The 19,378-nt window shown below is 31.6% G+C and carries 21 protein-coding genes; 1 reads left to right on the top strand and 20 read right to left on the bottom strand.

The features are described 5' to 3' along the window. Nucleotides 1-42: 42 nt before the first annotated feature. From ABXT67_RS07695 to ABXT67_RS07640, 12 genes are all read right to left on the bottom strand, one after another. The gene (locus tag ABXT67_RS07695) at nt 43-597 is read right to left on the bottom strand and encodes a hypothetical protein (protein ID WP_415374098.1); all 555 of its coding nucleotides are present in this window, start codon (nt 595-597) and stop codon (nt 43-45) included. A gap of 20 nt (nt 598-617) precedes the next feature. Next, nucleotides 618-794: a hypothetical protein gene (locus ABXT67_RS07690; protein WP_415374103.1), complete on the bottom strand. Its 177-nt coding sequence runs from the start codon at nt 792-794 to the stop codon at nt 618-620. A 44-nt stretch (nt 795-838) separates the two neighbouring features. Continuing rightward, nucleotides 839-1,162 carry a type II toxin-antitoxin system PemK/MazF family toxin gene (locus ABXT67_RS07685; protein ID WP_091623306.1) on the bottom strand — a complete coding sequence of 108 codons (324 nt, stop codon included), beginning with the start codon at nt 1,160-1,162 and terminating at the stop codon, nt 839-841. Continuing rightward, the gene (locus ABXT67_RS07680) at nt 1,153-1,398 is read right to left on the bottom strand and encodes an AbrB/MazE/SpoVT family DNA-binding domain-containing protein (protein ID WP_415374104.1); all 246 of its coding nucleotides are present in this window, start codon (nt 1,396-1,398) and stop codon (nt 1,153-1,155) included. The genes ABXT67_RS07685 and ABXT67_RS07680 overlap by 10 nt, the downstream gene beginning before the upstream one ends. Before the next feature lie 206 nt (nt 1,399-1,604). Then, the gene (locus tag ABXT67_RS07675) at nt 1,605-2,348 is read right to left on the bottom strand and encodes a hypothetical protein (RefSeq protein WP_415376680.1); all 744 of its coding nucleotides are present in this window, start codon (nt 2,346-2,348) and stop codon (nt 1,605-1,607) included. Between the two features lie 214 nt (nt 2,349-2,562). Continuing rightward, complete coding sequence (locus ABXT67_RS07670) at nt 2,563-3,258, bottom strand: hypothetical protein (protein WP_415376679.1); 696 nt, start codon at nt 3,256-3,258, stop codon at nt 2,563-2,565. A 21-nt stretch (nt 3,259-3,279) separates the two neighbouring features. Further along, nucleotides 3,280-3,786 carry a hypothetical protein gene (locus tag ABXT67_RS07665; protein ID WP_415376678.1) on the bottom strand — a complete coding sequence of 169 codons (507 nt, stop codon included), beginning with the start codon at nt 3,784-3,786 and terminating at the stop codon, nt 3,280-3,282. A 222-nt stretch (nt 3,787-4,008) separates the two neighbouring features. After that, the gene (locus ABXT67_RS07660) at nt 4,009-4,581 is read right to left on the bottom strand and encodes a hypothetical protein (protein ID WP_415376677.1); all 573 of its coding nucleotides are present in this window, start codon (nt 4,579-4,581) and stop codon (nt 4,009-4,011) included. Between the two features lie 79 nt (nt 4,582-4,660). Then, a complete protein-coding gene (locus tag ABXT67_RS07655; RefSeq protein WP_415376676.1) occupies nt 4,661-7,198 on the bottom strand; it encodes an AAA-like domain-containing protein in 2,538 nt (845 codons plus the stop codon). Continuing rightward, a complete protein-coding gene (locus tag ABXT67_RS07650; RefSeq protein WP_415376675.1) occupies nt 7,198-8,511 on the bottom strand; it encodes a hypothetical protein in 1,314 nt (437 codons plus the stop codon). Before ABXT67_RS07650 ends, ABXT67_RS07655 begins: the two co-directional genes overlap by 1 nt. Before the next feature lie 159 nt (nt 8,512-8,670). After that, nucleotides 8,671-9,468 carry a hypothetical protein gene (locus ABXT67_RS07645; RefSeq protein ID WP_415376674.1) on the bottom strand — a complete coding sequence of 266 codons (798 nt, stop codon included), beginning with the start codon at nt 9,466-9,468 and terminating at the stop codon, nt 8,671-8,673. 4 nt (nt 9,469-9,472) lie between these two features. Beyond that, on the bottom strand, nt 9,473-10,174 hold the full coding sequence (locus ABXT67_RS07640) for a hypothetical protein (RefSeq protein ID WP_415376673.1): 702 nt from the start codon (nt 10,172-10,174) through the stop codon (nt 9,473-9,475). 88 nt (nt 10,175-10,262) lie between these two features. Here ABXT67_RS07640 and ABXT67_RS07635 point away from each other — a divergent pair, with 88 nt between their 5' ends. Continuing rightward, nucleotides 10,263-10,682, top strand: coding sequence for a winged helix-turn-helix transcriptional regulator (locus ABXT67_RS07635; protein WP_415376672.1), 420 nt, complete (start codon nt 10,263-10,265; stop codon nt 10,680-10,682). A 233-nt stretch (nt 10,683-10,915) separates the two neighbouring features. Here ABXT67_RS07635 and ABXT67_RS07630 read toward each other — a convergent pair whose 3' ends face one another. From ABXT67_RS07630 to ABXT67_RS07595, 8 genes are all read right to left on the bottom strand, one after another. Further along, the gene (locus tag ABXT67_RS07630) at nt 10,916-11,467 is read right to left on the bottom strand and encodes a hypothetical protein (RefSeq protein WP_415376671.1); all 552 of its coding nucleotides are present in this window, start codon (nt 11,465-11,467) and stop codon (nt 10,916-10,918) included. 660 nt (nt 11,468-12,127) lie between these two features. After that, a complete protein-coding gene (locus ABXT67_RS07625) occupies nt 12,128-12,814 on the bottom strand; it encodes a hypothetical protein (protein WP_415376670.1) in 687 nt (228 codons plus the stop codon). Further along, on the bottom strand, nt 12,814-13,218 hold the full coding sequence (locus ABXT67_RS07620; RefSeq protein WP_415376669.1) for a RusA family crossover junction endodeoxyribonuclease: 405 nt from the start codon (nt 13,216-13,218) through the stop codon (nt 12,814-12,816). Before ABXT67_RS07620 ends, ABXT67_RS07625 begins: the two co-directional genes overlap by 1 nt. 225 nt (nt 13,219-13,443) lie before the next feature. Then, the gene (locus ABXT67_RS07615) at nt 13,444-13,911 is read right to left on the bottom strand and encodes a hypothetical protein (RefSeq protein WP_415376668.1); all 468 of its coding nucleotides are present in this window, start codon (nt 13,909-13,911) and stop codon (nt 13,444-13,446) included. A gap of 133 nt (nt 13,912-14,044) precedes the next feature. Continuing rightward, nucleotides 14,045-14,599 (bottom strand): hypothetical protein, encoded by a 555-nt coding sequence (locus tag ABXT67_RS07610; protein ID WP_415376667.1) that lies wholly within the window; start codon nt 14,597-14,599, stop codon nt 14,045-14,047. Between the two features lie 272 nt (nt 14,600-14,871). Next, on the bottom strand, nt 14,872-16,620 hold the full coding sequence (locus ABXT67_RS07605) for a T9SS type A sorting domain-containing protein (protein WP_415376666.1): 1,749 nt from the start codon (nt 16,618-16,620) through the stop codon (nt 14,872-14,874). Between the two features lie 433 nt (nt 16,621-17,053). Then, entirely contained in the window at nt 17,054-17,827 is a 774-nt protein-coding gene (locus ABXT67_RS07600; protein WP_415376665.1) for a DUF2971 domain-containing protein, read from the bottom strand. A gap of 223 nt (nt 17,828-18,050) precedes the next feature. Continuing rightward, nucleotides 18,051-19,022, bottom strand: coding sequence for a WG repeat-containing protein (locus ABXT67_RS07595; protein ID WP_415376664.1), 972 nt, complete (start codon nt 19,020-19,022; stop codon nt 18,051-18,053). Between the last annotated feature and the right edge of the window lie 356 nt (nt 19,023-19,378).

The following is a 19,378-nucleotide window of genomic DNA, read 5'->3' as shown; positions in this document are numbered from 1 at the left end:
AAACTCCCGCATTGCTTATATGCGTTGTTGTGCATAGTTATTTTATCCGCCGTTTAACAAGCTGTCTACTATCGGTCGCCAAGTTTTTATTCGTTCTTGTGTAGTCATTTCATCTTCATAATCAAAAACTGCATCATCTTGTAATCCCAATTCTGCATAAATTTCGTCTCCGATTTTTTCTAAATCTTGATACTTCACATTTTGCTTGAACCTTATTTCATCAATTTTTTTATTGAATTTTCTTGCGAAACTTTCATATAGGTCAAATCGTAATTTTTGAAGTTTTAGTTGATTTTTATAATCCGTTGTATCACGAACCCAAGATTTACTTTTATCAAATACTGCACTAACTTTTGCGTTTTGCACTTTATTACCTTCTGCAGTTAAAGTCAACCCGTGCCACCAAGAAATTTTTGAATTTGAGTTTTTATTTACTTTACCTTGAAAATCATTCAGTGTAATTTCAGTATTATTTGACCAATAAATAAAATCTTTTGTTGTGAAGTAATGACTTATTCTGCTTTGGAATATAATGAAAATAGCTAGGATTATTAATCCAGAAACTACTGTTAATATTATTACAGACTTTTTTTTCATAATTATGCACAACGGTTTGGCTATGGCAAGTAGGGCTGTTGATAAGCACAAACCTTTCCGATTAAGCCCTTAGCGAAAGCTTTTGCATTTTGTTTTATCTTTATTTCTCTAAAAGCCAAATCAAAAGATTTGGCGGACTTCGCAAACAAGCCCAAGGCTTTAAATTCAGCACTTACTGCCCTATTTGTTATAGCCATTGTTGTCATTAGTACTTTCCCGCAATGCTATGCCGTTCCTGTTTTTAGTCCACGAAAGTCTCACGAATAATATCCTTACATTTTTGAATCTCGGATTTTGTTAATCGGTCGAACTTTTTTATTATCCGTGATTTGTCAATCGTCCGAATCTGGTCGATTGCAACCATACCTTTCTTAGCATTATGTTCCACCTGAATTCGGGTCGGGTATTTTTTCAGGTTAGTTGTCATCGGTGCTACAACGATTGTATTCAAATACTTGTTGATTTCATTGGGAGATAAAATTACACAAGGACGTGTTTTCTTGATTTCGCTGCCAATTGTAGGATCTAGATTTACGAGAACGATGGAATATTGTTTTAATTCCATTCCTCAAAGTTTTCGTCTTCGAATACATCGTTGAACAATAAGCGGTCGTCATTGTTTTTCCGCATTTTTGCAAACGCTTTGTCCCAATTTTTTCTCGGACTATCGATTGGTTTCAGGATTATCTGCCCTTTTTCCAAAATCATTTCGACCTTGTCCTTGATATTGTATTTTTCCAATATTGTTTTGCTTAAACGCAAACCTTTGGAATTTCCGATTTTAATAATTGCTGTTTCCATAACTTTATATATGTACATACAAAGTTATTACATTTTATCGAATACGCAATTTTTTTTTAGTATTAATTACAACGTGGTTGTGTATGATTAGTTGCGTGTTTTAAGCACTAAAGTTAGTAAATAAATCACAGATAGAAAGTCCGCGAGGACTTTCGTAAATTGGCTGAAACCAAGCAATTAATTATACACGGTGTTGGCAACTGGCTTTATTTCCACCATTTGTCTATTGCCATTGGTTTATAATCAGACCAACCTTTGTCATTATATTTTTCGCTTGGTGAAAATTCACCAGCTCCAATGTCAAAATCTCTGTTTGTTTTTGGAATTCTATAATCTGCCCAATTACATTCCTTTTCTTTTGCTGTCGAATAACTTTTCCAAATTCCGACAAACGCATTATTTAAATATCCGTCTGAAATGAATTCGATTTTGTCATATTCAATTTGATTCTCTGAATTCAGATACCATTTTGAATATAGTTTTCCTTTAAAAATTCCGCTATGTTTTTGTTCCGAGTTTTCTTTGAATTCGTAATCTGCAATTAAAATTCCTTGTGATTTAATTCCCTTATCAGAATATTCATCGTCAACTCCAAAATGGAATTCTTTAACTTCTTTTATTTCAGTCAGATTTATAGTTCCGCTAAAATTACAGATTGTCTCTTTCACACAAGATTTTCCAGATACAAAGTATTTATTTGGATTATTTTGGTTTTTCTTTACTGAAATAAGCTTAATTTTTATTCGTTGATGTTCCTTTCCAATAATTCCGAGTACATTGTTATTTTCCGTCAATGTCCAAATATTTGAAAAATCAAATTGGTTATATTCAGTTACTGAATTCTGTGTTTTCAGTTCTTCATTTCTTGGAAAATTCCATTCAATTCTGTCTACAATTTGAGCAAACGAAATTTGACTTAAAAGAAGTAATATTATAATTGTTCTGTTCATTTTTCAGCTTGTTGCCAACGTCTCGGCTATGGTTAGTACGGGAATTAAAAGTAATTAATTTCCGATTAAGCACTTAGCCAAAACTTTTTATTTTGTTTTATCTTTTTTGTTTTAAAGCCAAATCAAAAGATTTGGCGGACTTATTTATAAGCTCTAAACTTTGGGTTAAGCACCAAAACCCGTATTAATTATAGCCATTGTTATGTGCTGGCTTTTATTTCGTTCGTTTAAATTCAGGTGTGCAGTAGCTTCCAATTGCTCCACTACCATAATTCAACACAACATTTTCTTTATAAAACATTTGTGAGCAATCATCTGAGTATTTTTCTTGTAATTCTGTATTCAAATTTTCGTCAAAAATCAAATAACTAAAGGCTCCCATTCCTTTAAATCCGTATTCTATTTCAGTTGGGTATCTGTTCGAAATTCCCATACAATTCACATTTTCCAATTTGTTATATAAATCAATAAATGTTTTACTAGTCCAGTTTAGTTTTTCTTTAACTTCTTTAAACGAGTTTGTTAATCCGTTATATTTTTTATCATAATCACTTCGCGGATTTTCAGGTTCATAATCATCCATATCTAAATTCCATTGTTGAAAAAGTGTTTCAAGCTTCTCTGAATTCTCAATCGGTTGATAAACAAAGAAATCGATATTATCGGACGAATTATATCTTATTCGGATTATAAAGCCTTTGGGAACAATCTCATTATAGTAATCCTTTAGTTCAAGAATTTCAGTTTTGTTTTCGTCATAGTTTTTCGTCAGACCTTTTTTTGTTTTCATTCCGCAACTTGAAAGGAAAAGGAATAAAATTAAAGTGATTATGTTTTGTAGTTTCATTGATGTTTCTTCAGCTTGCACATAACGGTTTGTGTATGTGCCGTATCCCGGAGGGTATGGCATATACACTGTGTTGTAGGTTCGTTATTCTTTTATCATCACTCCATTTAGTTTGTCCTTGGGTATCCATTGACTAATACAATACCTCCTGTCAGGGCTTATCCGTTCTTTTCTTTTAGTGTATTTATAATAAATTTCAATGTATAGTCTAACAAGCAACGAGTCTTCGTTTTGTTCTTCAATTACAGAATGATAAATTCTCAAAGACTCACTTTTATTGAAATCAATACATTCAAGAAATTGTTCATCATAAAATCCCCAATCAGAATGGATATTTCTTTTTTCTGTAAGTACGATTTCTTCTCCATCCAATAATAAAGATGTTGAATCTTCTATGGCAATGAAATTCATTAAAAAGCTGGGGATAGAATTAGTTGTATCCGATTCTTTTCTAAAATCTAGCTTTACGTCTCTTCCTATTAAATTTTGACTAATTGAATCTATTGACACGTATCCAATGTTCCAACCGCCTTGTGAAAAGCAATAATTACCAATGAGTAGCAAGAAAATTATGAGACTGATATTTTTCATCGTTATTTATTAATGACCTACAACGGCTCGTATAAGAAACGTAGGGCAGTTGATAAGCACTTTCGTTTCGGTTTATTGCTTAGCTAAATATAAATATTTTGCTTTTATCTTTTCTTCTATAAACGCTAAATTTTATATTTAGCGGACTTTGTAAACAGGTACAAACTTTCGGTTAAGCGCAAATGCCCTATGTTTTTTATACACTGTTAGCAAACGTATTTGTTATTCCATTTCAGTTTCTTTAATTTCAATCGGTTCTGGTAACGGAATAATATATTCAATTCGATACTTTTCCATTTCTTTAGGATACAATTCAAACATTATTCTTTGATAACGTTCAATATTAAATCCACGGTTCCCAAGTCCAGTCGTTCTTAATAAAACTGTGTCTTTTTCTTTTGGGTTAATTATTACGAAAAAAGGACTACTTATCTCTTTTTGATAATTAATATCGAAATCAGTCATCATTTTTTCCAAATTCAGTGAGTCGTTTTTTAATTCATAAACAACTTTATCAAAATGAGCTCGTTCATCGTCCATAACACGTTTTTCTTTTAATTGAAGAAAAACGCTGTCATTTGATTTCGTGATTTGTAATTGGTCATATTCACTCCACATACACATTGATAAAACAACTCCGATATTCAGAGTGTCATTATTTTCCATTTTCGTTGTAAATTCAGAATAATCTTGAGCAACTTTAAATTCAGATTTTTTTGGTTCAGTTTTTTGTTCGCACCCAAAAACTAGGCTTGCAAAAACTAAAATTAATAGACTGATCTTTTCGTTTCTCATATGTTTGCTAACGGTTAGTGTATGGTGTCGTGGCTATCCCGAAGGGTAGCTATGCACTATACATAGTGTTAGGTGGCGTTTATATTATTTTACATCTTTCAGCAATTATATCTGCTTCTAGTTTTTTATACTTATTCTCAGTGATTTTTCCGTCTAAATATTGAACTTTCACTTTATCATTACGATTATATATTTTTGTACTAATCACTGGCTTTCTTGAAATTGAAGAACTTTTAATTTGTTTCATTTGCTCAACAATTGATTTAACACCTTTTTCATCTATCATAGATGTTCTTTCCTTCTTTGAATCTTGAATTAATTGAATCGTTTTATCAGCATAAAAAATTGCGTCTTTTTGGTTTTTTAAACTAAAGCTTAAGTTAGAAAACCAGTAATAGATTATTACAGATTCAAAAATTAACTCCTCATCTTCTATATCCGATAGCCTACTGTGAATCGTTTTACAAAGTTCAATACCCTCTTTAAGTTTATTTGCATCAGAGTAGTTTTTAATAGCTAGAGCATATATATAAATATCGTCACCATTTACATTGTTACTTTTAAGAAATAGCTTTTCGTAACTATGAAAATAAGTGAAGAAATCAGAAGATTTCCCTGATAAACCAAAGGCTAAATCTCGATTAACTTTTAGTAGAGTTAGATCAGAAACACTAGACTCATAGGTTAAAATATATTTTAAAAAGTCTTCGTTTTTAGCAGACTGTTTACTGGTAGAATATACTATTTGATACTTGTCAATTTTTTTCTCAAAGAGAATATTATATGAATAATCTAGTAATTTTTCGAATTGGGAAGAATTTGCTTGATCAAAATATAAATCCAAATAATTATATAAATGATTTTCTGAAAAGCTTATTGGATATGAATGTTTCGTGTCGAATTTTAATTCTTGATCAATTATAGAGTCTATTATTTCAGATTTAAGTTTTTCATCTTTATCTTCTGAAAGATTATAAATTGAATATTTAATATTGAGACAGTCAAGTGAATTTGCATATTTTAAAGCGTTTTTTAGGCTATCTAATGTCTTTACGTTGTCTTTATCTTCAAAATATATCTCAGCTTTATAATACTGAGCAAGTGTTCTTAACTTATTTAACTCTTCATCAGTTGTGTCATCACCATTTTCAAAAGTAGATTCATAAAGTTCATCATAGATTTCGAGTGCTCTAGTTTTATCTGTTGTTGCTATAATTGGAGCTAAGTTCAATGCCGCATTTCTGAAAGCAAAATCTTTTGTTTTTTGCTTTAATATATCTTCTAAAATATCAACTCCTGTTTCTCTTTCGCCTACTCCAAGTTTACATATTCCCAAAAGGGAGTTTGGGTTTCCTTTGTATAGATTTAATGAATAATCTTTTGAAAAATATTCTATTGCACTTTTTAAATCTCGTATGTTATAGTAAGCGAAACCGATGTTATAGTTGCAGATCTCTAATTCCTGTTCTGTTGGAGAAGAATTGGAAATGTACTCTGAAAGAATGGTTATAGCTTCTTGATATTCAAATTTCTCCATCAATTCCAGACCGTAGCTTAATTGACTTTGAGTTTGTTTATCAATTGATTTAATCCAGTTTATTGAAAGACTATTCTTAATTATTGGATTTTTGATGCTAGTTTCTTCATCAAATCTTGAATTAATAATTCCAAATAGATATAACTTCTTTTTTATATCATCACTTAAGTCTGTCCCTTTGTTTTGTTGTATACTTAATACAGCGTTTCTAACGTCTTTATTAGTTTTTACAAGTTCACGAATATGGTCTATTGGCGCAATGTCAAAAGTTGTAAGGTACTTTTGTTTTATTAAAGTGTCGAGTGTTTCAATAGTAATATCTTTCTTTTCCAGTATTAAGCTTTCAATGGATGAACAAATGTCAAATGTTAATCTTGGATTACCATTTGTCAAGTTATAAATCTCATTTGCAACACTTTCAGAAAGGATGAGTTCACTTTTTTTGATAAAATCATTATGTTCTTCCAAAGAAAAGTCATCTAGATAAATTTTATCACCAATATTAAATGGGGATTTATTTCGATCTTTTATTAATTCTATTGGCTCAATAACTCCTGATAGAATATACGTTAGCCTTTCGAAGACTGGGAAGTTGGTTCTTGAGAAATAGTTGCTTCTTATTTGGGCAAAGATATTATCCGAATAATCAGCAGTCCTTAGAGCGTCTATTTCATCTAAAACAATTACTATATCTCCTTGAAAGTGTTCTAAGACAATCCTTAAAGATTTTGAATACTCTTTATGTGGAGGTAGCTTTTTTTCTCTTAATGAATCAATTTGTGATTCTATTGGTTCAAACAAGGTTTCATTTGGTTCGATAATAGTATCAACGATATTTCTGTAGCATTCACGTTCCTTTTTAAAAACATTTGATAAATCAACATAAACAAATAGTCTGTCAGGATTCTCTAATGTTCTCTTAGCATTAAATAATAAATTAGTTTTCCCCATCTGTCTTGCAACCAAAACATAACCAGGTCTTTGCATTTCATTAACTATTCTTTTTAGTTGCTCGTCAGCATTCCTATTTACGTATAGGTGTTGAGGGATAGATGTGTATTTCTTTAGTCGTTTTTCCATTATCCAACAATTTCTGCTTGAGTTAATTTTATAGCTTTCCTAATAGATTTTTCACTGGAGTCATTGAAAATCACTATTTTCTGAAAAATATTTTTTAAAGTCCTAGGTGAATTTTTAGATTCTTCAATAATTGTTGATTTAGAATCTTCTAATTCAAGGTTGAGAGCCTTAGCCAATATATCAAAAAGGTGAGAAGAGTAATTATCCCAAGAATCACAACAGATATATTGAAAATATCCACTTGCTTTCGACTTATTTTGAATTATGTCTTTAGGATCTGATATTGTTGAAACTACAAATTTCAATTCATTGTTTTCTGTTTGATTGCTATAATAAGTTACCAACTGAATGAAGCTGTCTGCAATATTTTTTAGAGTTGAGTTATCAGAAACTGAAAGTTCATCAATTACAATTATGGTCTTACTCGAGCTTGCTTTGCATAGAATTTGAGAAATTTGTTTCAAAATATTTGTGTCACTATTATCTCTCTCCAAATCAAATTTATCTTCAATAGTGAGCAGTATTTCGTTTAATACATCTTCTACTTTTGTAATGGTAATAGGGCTTAAGTCACAAAAACAATACTCGGTTTTGTTTTGAATTAAATTTCTATTAATGAGAGCAGTTTTACCAACTCCAGATTTACCAAACAACCAGATATTACTTATTTCTAATGAGTTGTTAAATTCAGAATCGCTATCACGGTTTAAGTAAAAAGGTTCGTTTTTTTGAGAATAATTATTAAATAGAACGGTACTAGGCTTTATGTCTTTTGGTAGATCAATTGGTACGGGAACTAATTGTTTATGTATTTCATCAATTTTTATTGAATCATCAATTTTAAATACTTGGTTGTATAAACCTAACTCTTTCAATAAATCAATCAATTCATTGCCATTTGTCAGCTTTATAAAACTTTTGTTTTTGGTATGTTCTTTTAGTTTTTTGTGTTTCCATTTAAACCACCAAGTATTTTCATCAATATCGATTACTCTAGGAATACATAGAATCCATTCTTTTAATTCATATTTTTCAGATGTGATAGCGGTATTAAACGATTCTCTTATTTGGGAATGTTGGGTTGCTCCAAAGCTCTCCAAAAAGAATTTACATTGTATTACTGTAATTGGCTCAACTCCCAGTTCACCAATGAAAATATCAATTCCACCATCACCTTGTTTTACTTTAACTTGGCTAACGTGCTGATCTTTATACTTCTTTTTATAAAGTGTTTCACAAGCATCTTCGAAAGCTTCTCTTGCTCCTGCGATATTTCCGTGAAGTGACTTAAAGTCAGTCCAATCTCTAATCATTCATTTATTTTTTTGTATGCCACCTAACGTTTAGTATAAGAGCAGTAGCGGTTTAAAATGCACCTACTTTTCTGACGGTAATATACTTAATTAAACGCAAAATCGATTTGGATTAAAACCTAAACTGCTATTGCTTTTATACATTGTTGTATGCCGTTTTTATTCCGATTCCTTTTGTTCGTTTTGCGTAAAAATAGGTTTCCCATTTAAAGCTTGAACTAAAGTTGTGGTAGCAAGAACTGCGTAAAGCAATGAAATAATGATAGTCGCTTTTGTATCTTTAAATATATAAAAAGAAAGCAATGGAAGTAACTGTAAAGCGTGCATTCCTATAAAGTGCGAAACTCTTAAATCGCCTACAGTTTTGCTCCAACCTATAATCCACCAATTCGAGTTATCATTTATTGCACCAACGCTATGGCTCATCTGAGAACTCATTAAAGCTCCTTCAAATGAAAAAACAACAAAAATCAATATACCCAAACGAATAGCCCAAATATAATGACTTGGTAAATCTGGAAAGGACTGTGTGAAAAAGAGAAAGCCAATATAAGCAGTATAGAGTGTAACCATTACAGCTGCTAAACCCATTAACGAATACAATATAGCATAGAGTGGTGTGTCAAAGTTGAAGTGTGATAATTGTCCTTTAGAGGCTTGAAAACTAATATAAGCAAGTTCAAAACCAAATAAAATGATTACTGTCCAATTGAAAGGTGTTGGATTGAAATTCGATAAATAATGACAATACCAAGCCATTGTCCAAGCAAATAAACCTATTGAAACAGCAAATTTAAAGGGCTTAAACCAAGCATTTACTCCGTGAATTTGGGTAGTTGTAAGTTTGGTTAAAACGATAAATATTATTGAAAGAGACAAGCAGAACAAACCAAAATAAAACAAGTATTCATTTCGAATTTTTAATTCCTTAATAAAATTTAATATTCCTTCAATCATTACCTTATTGTTTTTTATTAAGCGTAAACTTTGGCATAAAATAATTCAAGCAATAAAGCATTGCTCCGTATGTGAAAATGAGCGTAGGCATATTGGTATTAAACCCTAAATCAAATTCTGGAATACCAAATAACTCTCTAAAAGATTTTGTGGCAATGAGTAGCATAAAAATAATTCCATAAGCGAAAACAGAAATAATTGCAATTCTATTTTTTGTTGTTCTAATAATTCCTTTTTTTCCTTCTTCTCTAAAGAAATACCACATAGCACCAATACTAAATAAGGCTTCTATTAAAATGGCTAAATAAGGATTAGATGCATACAACCCAAGACCAGCGTCCATTGTATCTGCCCCAAAAATATGGTGCATATGACCTGAAAAGAAATCTAAAACAAAATGGATTGATACTAAAGCCACACTTACTAAGCCTATTTTGGTGTTTTTGAATAGCAGTTTCCCAAGTAAGAAAACAATTGCTAACCAAAATAATTGCGGTAACAAATCGTGGCTGTATAACATATCTACTGCCATATTACTTAAAGTGGCATCAAAAGCATCACTCGGATTGGTTGGTTCAAGTCCTAAATAGTGAAAGGTAAACCACAAAAAATCTTGTAATTGAGATATAATTAAAAAATAAAGTAACGTTCCTTTTGGGAATTTTTGCTTTGCTATTAATGCCGTTGTAAAATGTCCTGCTAACATAATTTCTATTTAATTTTTGTATTTTTGCTATCGAATTGATAGCAAAAATAATAATTACTATCGAATTAATAGTAATAATTTATAAAAAATGAAAAAGGAATTTCGCTCTGGCTGTCCAATCTCATCTACATTAGATGTTGTGGGTGATAAATGGTCTTTGTTAATCATTAGAGATATGCTTGTTAAGCACAAAAAAACTTTCAAGGAAATTTCTAATTCTGATGAAAAGATTGCACCAAGCATTTTATCTGCACGATTAAAATTGTTAGAATCGTATAAACTGATCTTCAAAACGAAAGTGCCAGATAACAAAAAAGAAAATATTTATTTGTTAACGGAAAAAGGTATTCGTTTAACGCCAATAATTATTGAATTCAGTTTGTGGGGAAATTTCAATATGCGAGAATTTAATGAAATAGATGATATTGAAGGCTTGAATTCGGATAAGACTTTAATTATTCAAACAGTTCAAGATAATTATAATTCTATGTTGCTTAATTTCCGATAAGGTTGCTCTTAAATGGCATACAACGTCTCGTATATGAAATGTAGCGCTGAAAAAAAGCGATAAATTTCGGATAATACACAAGCCTAATTTTTAAATTTTATTAATTATTTTATTTTTGGGAATTTGTCAAATTTAAAAATTTGGCGACTTTCCAAAAATGCCCAAGCCTTTGTGTTAGGAACAACTTGCGCTATTTTTTATATACACTGTTGTAAGTAGTTTTTTCCCGCAATTTATTCGGTTTTACATTTGGTCTTTACAAAGATTACTCCATTAGCACCTCTTTTTCCGAATAATTCAAATCCTTCGATTCCTTTAATTAATTCAACATTTTCAATATCACTTTCTTTATATTCTTCATTCTTTTCAAAGACTATTTCTCCGTCAAAAATAAAAACTGGTTGGGAATTATTTGGCAATGGTTTTCTGTTGTATTCTTCTTGATATATCGTTAATTGTTCAGCTTCGTAATTGTCTATTTTATTTTTAATTGCTGAGTAGTCAAAACTAAGTTCTGCTCTTGCTCGGCGCGGTTTTTTTACAAGAAAAATAATTTGTTTATAGTTGTCTTTATGAATCAGTAAAGTATCATTTTTAATTCCCTCAATTTTGAATTCTCCACTACAACTTGAAGTTACACTAATTTTTGTCCGTTGGTTTTCGACAGTTGCATTTGATACTAATTGCTTGAAATTGTCTTGAATTTTACCATAAATAAATTCTTCCTGCGAATTACACAAGTTCATCGTTAACATTAAAGAAAACAGTACAATCCGATTAATCATTTTTTTTTTTCAAATTACTTACAACGTCCAGCGTATGAAACGTAGCATCTAAAAATACAAGAACTTTTCGGTTTAGCACAAGCCAAATCTTTTGCATTTTGTTTTTCCTTTGATTTTCAAAAAGCCAAATCAAAAGATTTGGCGACTTCACAAATACAAAAAAACCTTTTGGACTGCTAGGAATTGCTATGTTTTATACGCACTGTTACCCACTTTTGCGATACATAAGAGTAAGCACAGACTCTTTGCGTAGATTACATAACGATTAGAAAAAGATTAGATTTTGATTCCGCTACGATTGCGTAGATTGGAACGTCCTGAAACACGTTTTGAGTAAAGTCCGTTTGCGTAAACTTGCTAAGAAGGCTATCGGCGCAACAGGCGAGTTTGAGTAAAGTCCGTTTGCGCAAACTTGCTTCCCTTTTTATAAGTTAGATTGGAGTATCAATTGCTCGAAAATATTTTTTTTGAGCAATTGTGGGTAACGGTTAGTATAAGAAACGTAGGGCAATAAATAAGCACTATCGTTTCAGTTTATTACTTAGCTAAATATAAATATTTTGCTTTTATTTTTTCTTTTTATAAACGCCATATTTTATATTTAGCGGACTTAATTAATACACACAGACCTTTCGGTTTAATACAAATGCCCTATGTTTTTTATACATTGTTGTGCCCAGTTTTTTCTTTCAACTCAGATATGAAATCCTGAATTAAGGTTGTTAGTCTTTGTATATAGTCTTCAACTTCAGAATTACTTTCATTAAAAAATCCGTGTACAATTTCGTTTCGTTTCTTAGATATTTTTAAAAGCTGATTGTAGTTCATTTTTCCAATTATTCCGAATGAGAATAATTGTTTAATTAATCCATTTGGTGCTAATTCAATTTCTGAGTTAGGTTGTTCTGCTTTTAATATTTTTCTAGTTGCAGCTTCAAAAGTTGCCCAACTTATTAAAAATGCAGCATCAATTTGATTAGCCGATTTTAATTGATAGATATTGTCTAATTTATTTTCGATAATTAAAATTGATGGGATTTGGTACTCAATATTGTGTTTCCTAGGGTTTGTTAAAATCAATTCAAATCTCCAATCATCTCTGTTCTCAATCTTATTTGCTAATTCTATCAAATATTTAGAACTATTAATTGTTTCTCTTGATTTTATTTCAATCACTATATTTTCATCTCCCTTTTTTGCAAGTATATCTAATTGATAGTTTTTTAAGAAATCCGGTAATTGTTCTTCTTGAGGATAAAGAATTACTTCATATCCTTTTTTAATGTAATCTTTAACAACCTCTGAGGTTCTTCTAGACTCTAAATTTTTATATTTTGAATTTTCCATTAGTCTAAATCTTGATTTGGTTGATGTTCAATTACTTTAATATGAAGAAATTCGTTACCTCTAACAAAACCTTCTACAATTACAGATGAAGCACCTCTAATTTTATAAGCTCCATTTATTTCTTTCTTACGACTTCCAGTTTCTGTTACTTGGTCGTCATCAACATAAACAAGTCCAACTAACGCATCCTGAATAGGTTTAATAATATTATCAACGTCAGGAGTACTACCTTCATAGAAATATGTTATTTTAATTTCAACTTCAATTTGTGTTGGAGCAGAATTCGCTGGTAATTTCAAAGTGGCTGCTGATGCTACATCCGCTTTCCATTGCCTCAATCGGGCTCTGTTTTTTGTTTTTAGAGAAACTGGCGGTCCCTCAATTATAAATTCGAATGGTAGCATTTAGTTTTTCATTTTTTTAAATTGGGCACAACGGATTGTGTATGAAACGTAGCGTGTAAAAAGGTACTACTTTTCGGATTAACACAGAGCCGAATTTTTATATTTTGTTTTTAATTTTTCTATTCTAAAAGCCAAATTTAAAAATTTGGCGGTCTTTGCAAGTAAGCACAAACCTTTCGGTTTAGGACTTATTAGCTATGTTTTATACACGTTGTTGGCAACAGTTTATTCCTTTACCGACAACTGTAGAATCAATCCGTTGTAATATTTTATTTTAACATATTTCCCTTCATCTATTGGTCCACCGTGTGATTTAGTATTGTTAAATCCAGATGAAGGTCCAAAGTCCGAATACTCGAATTTTACACCTTTCACCGTAAATGATTCATTTTTATGACCTGAGTGAGGCATTGGGTCAAAATTTTCAACGATTCCTTCAACTTCTTTATAAGTCCCATTTTTCATTGCACTTATAGATGAAGAATATTCAGACCCTGTACCAATGAAAGCGAAAGTTGTCCATAAGACTCCAAACCCAATCCAGAAATACATAAATATTTGCTGAGAACGTTTTGCGTTAAATTTTCTCATCAATATTAGTACAATGATTCCGATAGCAATCATTCCTAATCCTGAAGCTGCAAATCCAAGAACTCCATAACCAGAGTCAAGTACGTTATAATATTCTTTCAATTTAGTTGTGTTTTAATTGTTGCCAACGTTGTTGTGTATGGTTAGTTGCGTGGTTAAGCAACTAATTTAGTAAACAAATACGAACGAGAGAAAATTCCGAAGGAATTTTCCAGATGAGCACTTGCCATAGCAATTAATTATACACGGTGTTGTGTGCAGTTTTTATTTCTTTTTCAATCCGTTTAAGAACAATAACAAACTTTTCAAATTGCTCAATGTCTTTAATTCCATATTCAGGCGTTAAAACAATTCGGTTTGTTGGTTTGTTTATACTTTCGATATAAATTCTTTCGTTTATTATGCTTTCAGTAAAAATTTTGTCAGAAGCGAGTTGTTTCAATAAATCTTTTTTTCCGCCAAACCAAAATTGTTTTAAAATCGGTTTAGGAATAAATGCTCTTCGTTTTGGTAGAATAAAATCCAAGAATACATTCCATAAATCTTTTGGGTATACACTCAGTTCAGTTTCATAAGTTTTATCTAAGTGTAAAGTAATTCGAAAAGGTTCGGTTACGGGCATTGCTCCACTAACTTCATTTATGTTTATACTGATTTTAGTTCCGTCAACTTCTATAATTCCGTTTTTCGGTTGATAAACATATTTTCCTATCGGACTATTTACACTTTTAGTCAAATCCTCTGAATATTTTCCGTTATATTTTTCTGTTAATTCTTGAATAATATTCATTAGTTCAGCGTTTTCTCAAATTGCACACAACGTTGTTGTGTATGGTTAGTTGCGTGTTTGAGCAACTAATTTAGTAAACAAAAACGAGCGCGAGAAAATTCTGAAGGAATTTTCCAAATAAGCAACGACCAAAGCAATTAATTATACACGTTGTTGTGTGTAGTTTTTTTATATCTATTGAAAAGTTCAATTTCAATTGCATAATGGGGTTTTCCGGTTTCTTTCCTTGTTTTATGTATATTGTTGGGGAATAATCGCTATTTCTGATTTTCCTACTCCAGGATTAACTTAATACTGCCCACTCCTTCAAGGGTTGAAATTTTTGCAATATAAACACCACTAGCAAAATTAGACACATCAATGGTCACTTCACGACTGTTTGGATAAAGAGTTGTAACCTGAATTCCAAGAATATTAAAAAGAGTTATTGTTTTAATACTCTTATTTTTAGAGCTTATCGTCAAGAAATCTTTTGCAGGGTTTGGGTAACTTTTTACTTCATCTATATTAAATGTTTGATCAATGCCGTCACTCAAAGTAGCTACTTGTTCAATATCATCAAACAAGAAGGTGGCATTTGCTGACGCATCATTTGGTGTAGCATAACCAAGCATCAATGTTAGTACATTATAAATTCCATTATCTCCGTTTGAAAGGTCCCAAGTATAGGTTGCCCATTCGCCCGATACAGTAGTAAAGGCGTCTTGTTCTTTTCCAAAATCAGCTACGTTACTTTCCAACTTAAATTTCATTAAGGTGCCTACAGGTGCATCTGTATATACTTTCATAGAGATAGTTCCAAAAGTAGACATATTCTCAATAAAGTCTGTTAATGCCAGCTTACTACGCGCATATCCCGCACCACCACTTCTAATAAAATGGCCTACGGTCGCACTAGGGTTGTTTGCGTCTATATGCGGATTTGGGATGACAGATGCTACTGAACCGAAAAAATTGGTAAAGTCTGTAGTAACGACACTGTTCTCAAAATCAACTGGTAGGCTCGTTGCCACTGGTTCTGGTATAGCAGGTCCTGCAAATTGTTGTACATCATCAAACAGAAATGTAGATGTTGTTGTACCATCTCCTACATTACCAAAATCAAAAAGAAATTGTATTCTATCGTAATCATTAGCTTGACCATCAAAATTCCAGCTAGCTGTTTCCCATGCTCCAGACACTGTTGTTAAATAATCTAAACTGGTTGCTCCGCTTACGTTTTCTAATTCCAATTTAATTCTTGTACCTACTGGAGCTGTTGTATAAACCTTCATGGAAATATGCCACATGGTAGATAAATCGATAGGGCTGTCAATAAATATTTTACTTCCAGCATAATATTCTCCGCCATCTCGTACGATTTGACAAACTGTATTACTCGTATTGATACCATCAATTTGAGGGTTTGAAATGATACTAGCTGTAGATCCAGAAAAATTTATAAAGTCAGTGTTAACGATTCCTGTTTCAAAATCAATTGGTAAAGACGTTGGTATTGGAGCCGTTGGTCCTGCTATCTGTTCGATATCATCGAAGTAAAAAGTAGAACTGGCGGTACCATCACCTACATTTCCATAATCGAACATAAAAACCAATTCGTTAAGGTTATTAGGAGTACCTGAAAAAATCCATTCTAAAGTTTCCCATTCACCAGAAACAGTTGTATTAGCATCAACATCTACTGATGACCCTGATCCTTCTAATTTAAACTTAACGGTTGTTCCAATTGGTGCTGTAGTATATACTTTCATCGTAATTTTCGTTAATACAGAAAAATCAAGATTGTCAGTCAATATGATTTTGCTTCCTCCCCAAATTGCTCCACCTTCTCTTATTATTTGTGCAACAGAACTGCTTGTGTTGCTTCCTGATGGCATTGGATTAGTAGTTACAATTCCCGTTCCTCCGTCAAAATCTACGAAGTCTGCAGTCGTAACATCTCCTTCAAAATTAATCGGTAAACTTTGCGAAAACCCTGTATACACAGTCAGTGTAATAAGTATTAAATAAAAATTCTTCATAAGGATATTTAGTTTTAATTTTGGTTCGAAGATAACTATAGAATACTATTCAAAAAAAACAACAACCTATACACAACCTATACATGACGAAAAAAAAGTATTTTTTAATAGTTTAATTTTGTTTCTTCAGGAAAGCATATACGTAACGTTATTCTTTAGTTTACAAACTTAGCTCTATGAAAAGAGATCGGTTTTTGTCGGTTTGAGCTCCTCAACTTGTAAAATTACACACAACGATTAGTATATGGCAAGTAGGGCAGTAGAAAGCAATAAATTTTCAGGTTTGCACTGAGCCATATTTTTATATTTTGTTTTTAACTTGTTCATCTTAAAAAGCCAAATTAAAAATTTGGCGGTGTTTGTAAATAGCACTGAACTTTCAATTTATCACTAAATGCCCTATTTGCTATATACAGTGTTACCAACCGTTTTATTATATATTAATAATGTCAATATCATATTGATTAGTCTTTAACTTTACTTGCTTTAATGTCAAGTTTGGATAGCCTGCATTTGTAACAATTTGTCTAATAGTTTTAATTTCATTTGGGTCTGTTTTACATCCAAAAATAATTTCAGTTAAACATTCTTTTTTAAAAGGATACAGACCAAAAGTGTCCTGTATGGTTCTTATTTCATCTTCATATTCCCAATGCTCTGATTTTGTGAGAATAGCCTTATTGGTTAATTGGTCTCTTTCTGTCAAATAGTCAAAATTTGGGTATTGACTCGAATACTTAACTGCAAATGTTTTTGAGAAGAAATCAGGGTCTTTTGTTATGTCAAATTTCAAGCAAACACCTTTGTGTGAATCTGAATAATGAGCCCATAATAACAAATTGTCAGGTTTTTGTAAGAAACAAGTTACTCCAATTTTAGATAATGTTTTTTTTAAATGGTTTGTGAAAAATTGGTTAAAACTTCCTGGTGTTTGTTGGTTTGCCTGAACTACATCTTCTGGGTCAATTCCTATTGAGTTAGTCCTTGATACATAATTTCTTATATTATTATCTGTCCAATTTGTTTGGTCATTTATTTGACAGTCAAAAGGGTCGTTAAAACTTGTTGGTGCAGCAAACCAAAGTTCAGAATTTATTAATGTTTTATATAAACCATTTGAGATGGCTGTGTGCTTAAATAATTCTGTTGGAATACTACCTTGTTTAATCATCTTTTTATGAAGTTCTAAAGCTTTCTTCTTATCCATTTGCATTGGTTTTCTTATGGTTGGTAACGGTTTGTGTATGAAACGTAGCGTGTAAAAAGGCACTACTTTTCGGATTAAACACTTAGCCGAATTTTTTATTTTGTTTTTATCTTTTCATTTTAAAAGCCAAATTAAAAATTTGGCGGACTCTGTAAATAAACATAAGCTTTTCGGTTTAGCACTTATCAGCTATGTTTTATACACGTTGTTACCACACGTTTTTTTATTCCGTTGGTATAATTCTCTCTCCATTTTTATTCAGGTAATGAACACCTCCAGAAAAATGTCCCCCTCCATAAAACTCAATTAACTCTCCTTGAAACCCCATATAGCAATGCATTCCGATTTCGATAAGAGTTTTACTATTTTCGTCAATCAGTGCATCAAGAAAATAGTCATTTGCAAATTCAAATTCTTGTTTATTAATTCTTACAGCACAAACTCCGTTCTTAAATTTATCTACTTTATAAAATCTTGGTTCGATGACTATATTATTTAGACTGTCTTTGAAACCCCAAAGTTCATTTTCTTGAAACGGAATATATTTACCTGACTTAAATTCCGTTTTACTTTTTGTTTCCGAACTGTCATTTTTTCTTGAGTTGTAAATCTCAACTCTTGAAAAAGTTTTTTTGCCAATTCTTTCTCCTTTTGTATTTATTGGATAAAAATCAGAGAACTCTTTGTTGCTAACAAATGCAATTCCGTTTTTAAATTCTTCGTGTCCGTCTTTCCAAGTTTTTCCAAATTCATTTACTCCGTTTTTATTCACGAACCAATGTCCCTCAAAGCTTGAAATTCGAGCAAATCCTTCTCTAAATTCTGTCTCTGGAAAATTGTCTTTAATGTCAAAAACTTTATTTCCTAGAGTGTCTATGAAAATCCATTTGTAGCCTTTTTTTATAACTTCTTTCGAAGCGTAGCAAAGTCCTTCGCTAAAGTCTCCAACATTTAGATACTCTGCTTTTACTTTAATTTTTCCGGTTTTGTCCATAAATCCGTATTTACCATTTTCGGATTGGAACTTATAAAGTCCATTTCCTTGTCCATAGGAAAGGCTCGAAACTAAAATCAGAAGTAATATTATTGTCGTTCTCAATGTTTTTCTCAAATGTGTGGTAACGTCCAGCGTATGAAACGTAGCATCTAAAAATACATGAACTTTTCGGTTTAGCACAAGCCAAATCTTTTGCATTTTGTTTTTCCTTTGATTCACAAAAAGCCAAATCAAAAGATTTGGCGACTTCACAAATACAAAAAAACCTTTTGGACTGCCAGGAATTGCTGTGTTTTATACGCACTGTTACCCACTTTTGCGATACATAAGAGTAAGCACAGACTCTTTGCGTAGATTACACAACGATTAGAAAAAGATTAGATTTTGATTCCGCTACGATTGCGTAGATTGGAACGTCCTGAAACACGTTATGAGTAAAATCCGTTTGCGTAAACTTGCTAAGAAGGCTATCGGCGCAACAGGCGAGTTTGAGTAAAGTCCGTTTGCGCAAACTTGCTCCCCTTTTTATAAGTTAGATTGGAGTATCAATTGCT

It is taken from the genome of Patiriisocius sp. Uisw_017 (genome assembly GCF_047731265.1).
Classification (GTDB): domain Bacteria; phylum Bacteroidota; class Bacteroidia; order Flavobacteriales; family Flavobacteriaceae; genus Patiriisocius.
Note: the sequence above shows the minus strand (reverse complement) of the source record. Positions and strands in the feature narration are given on the sequence as shown.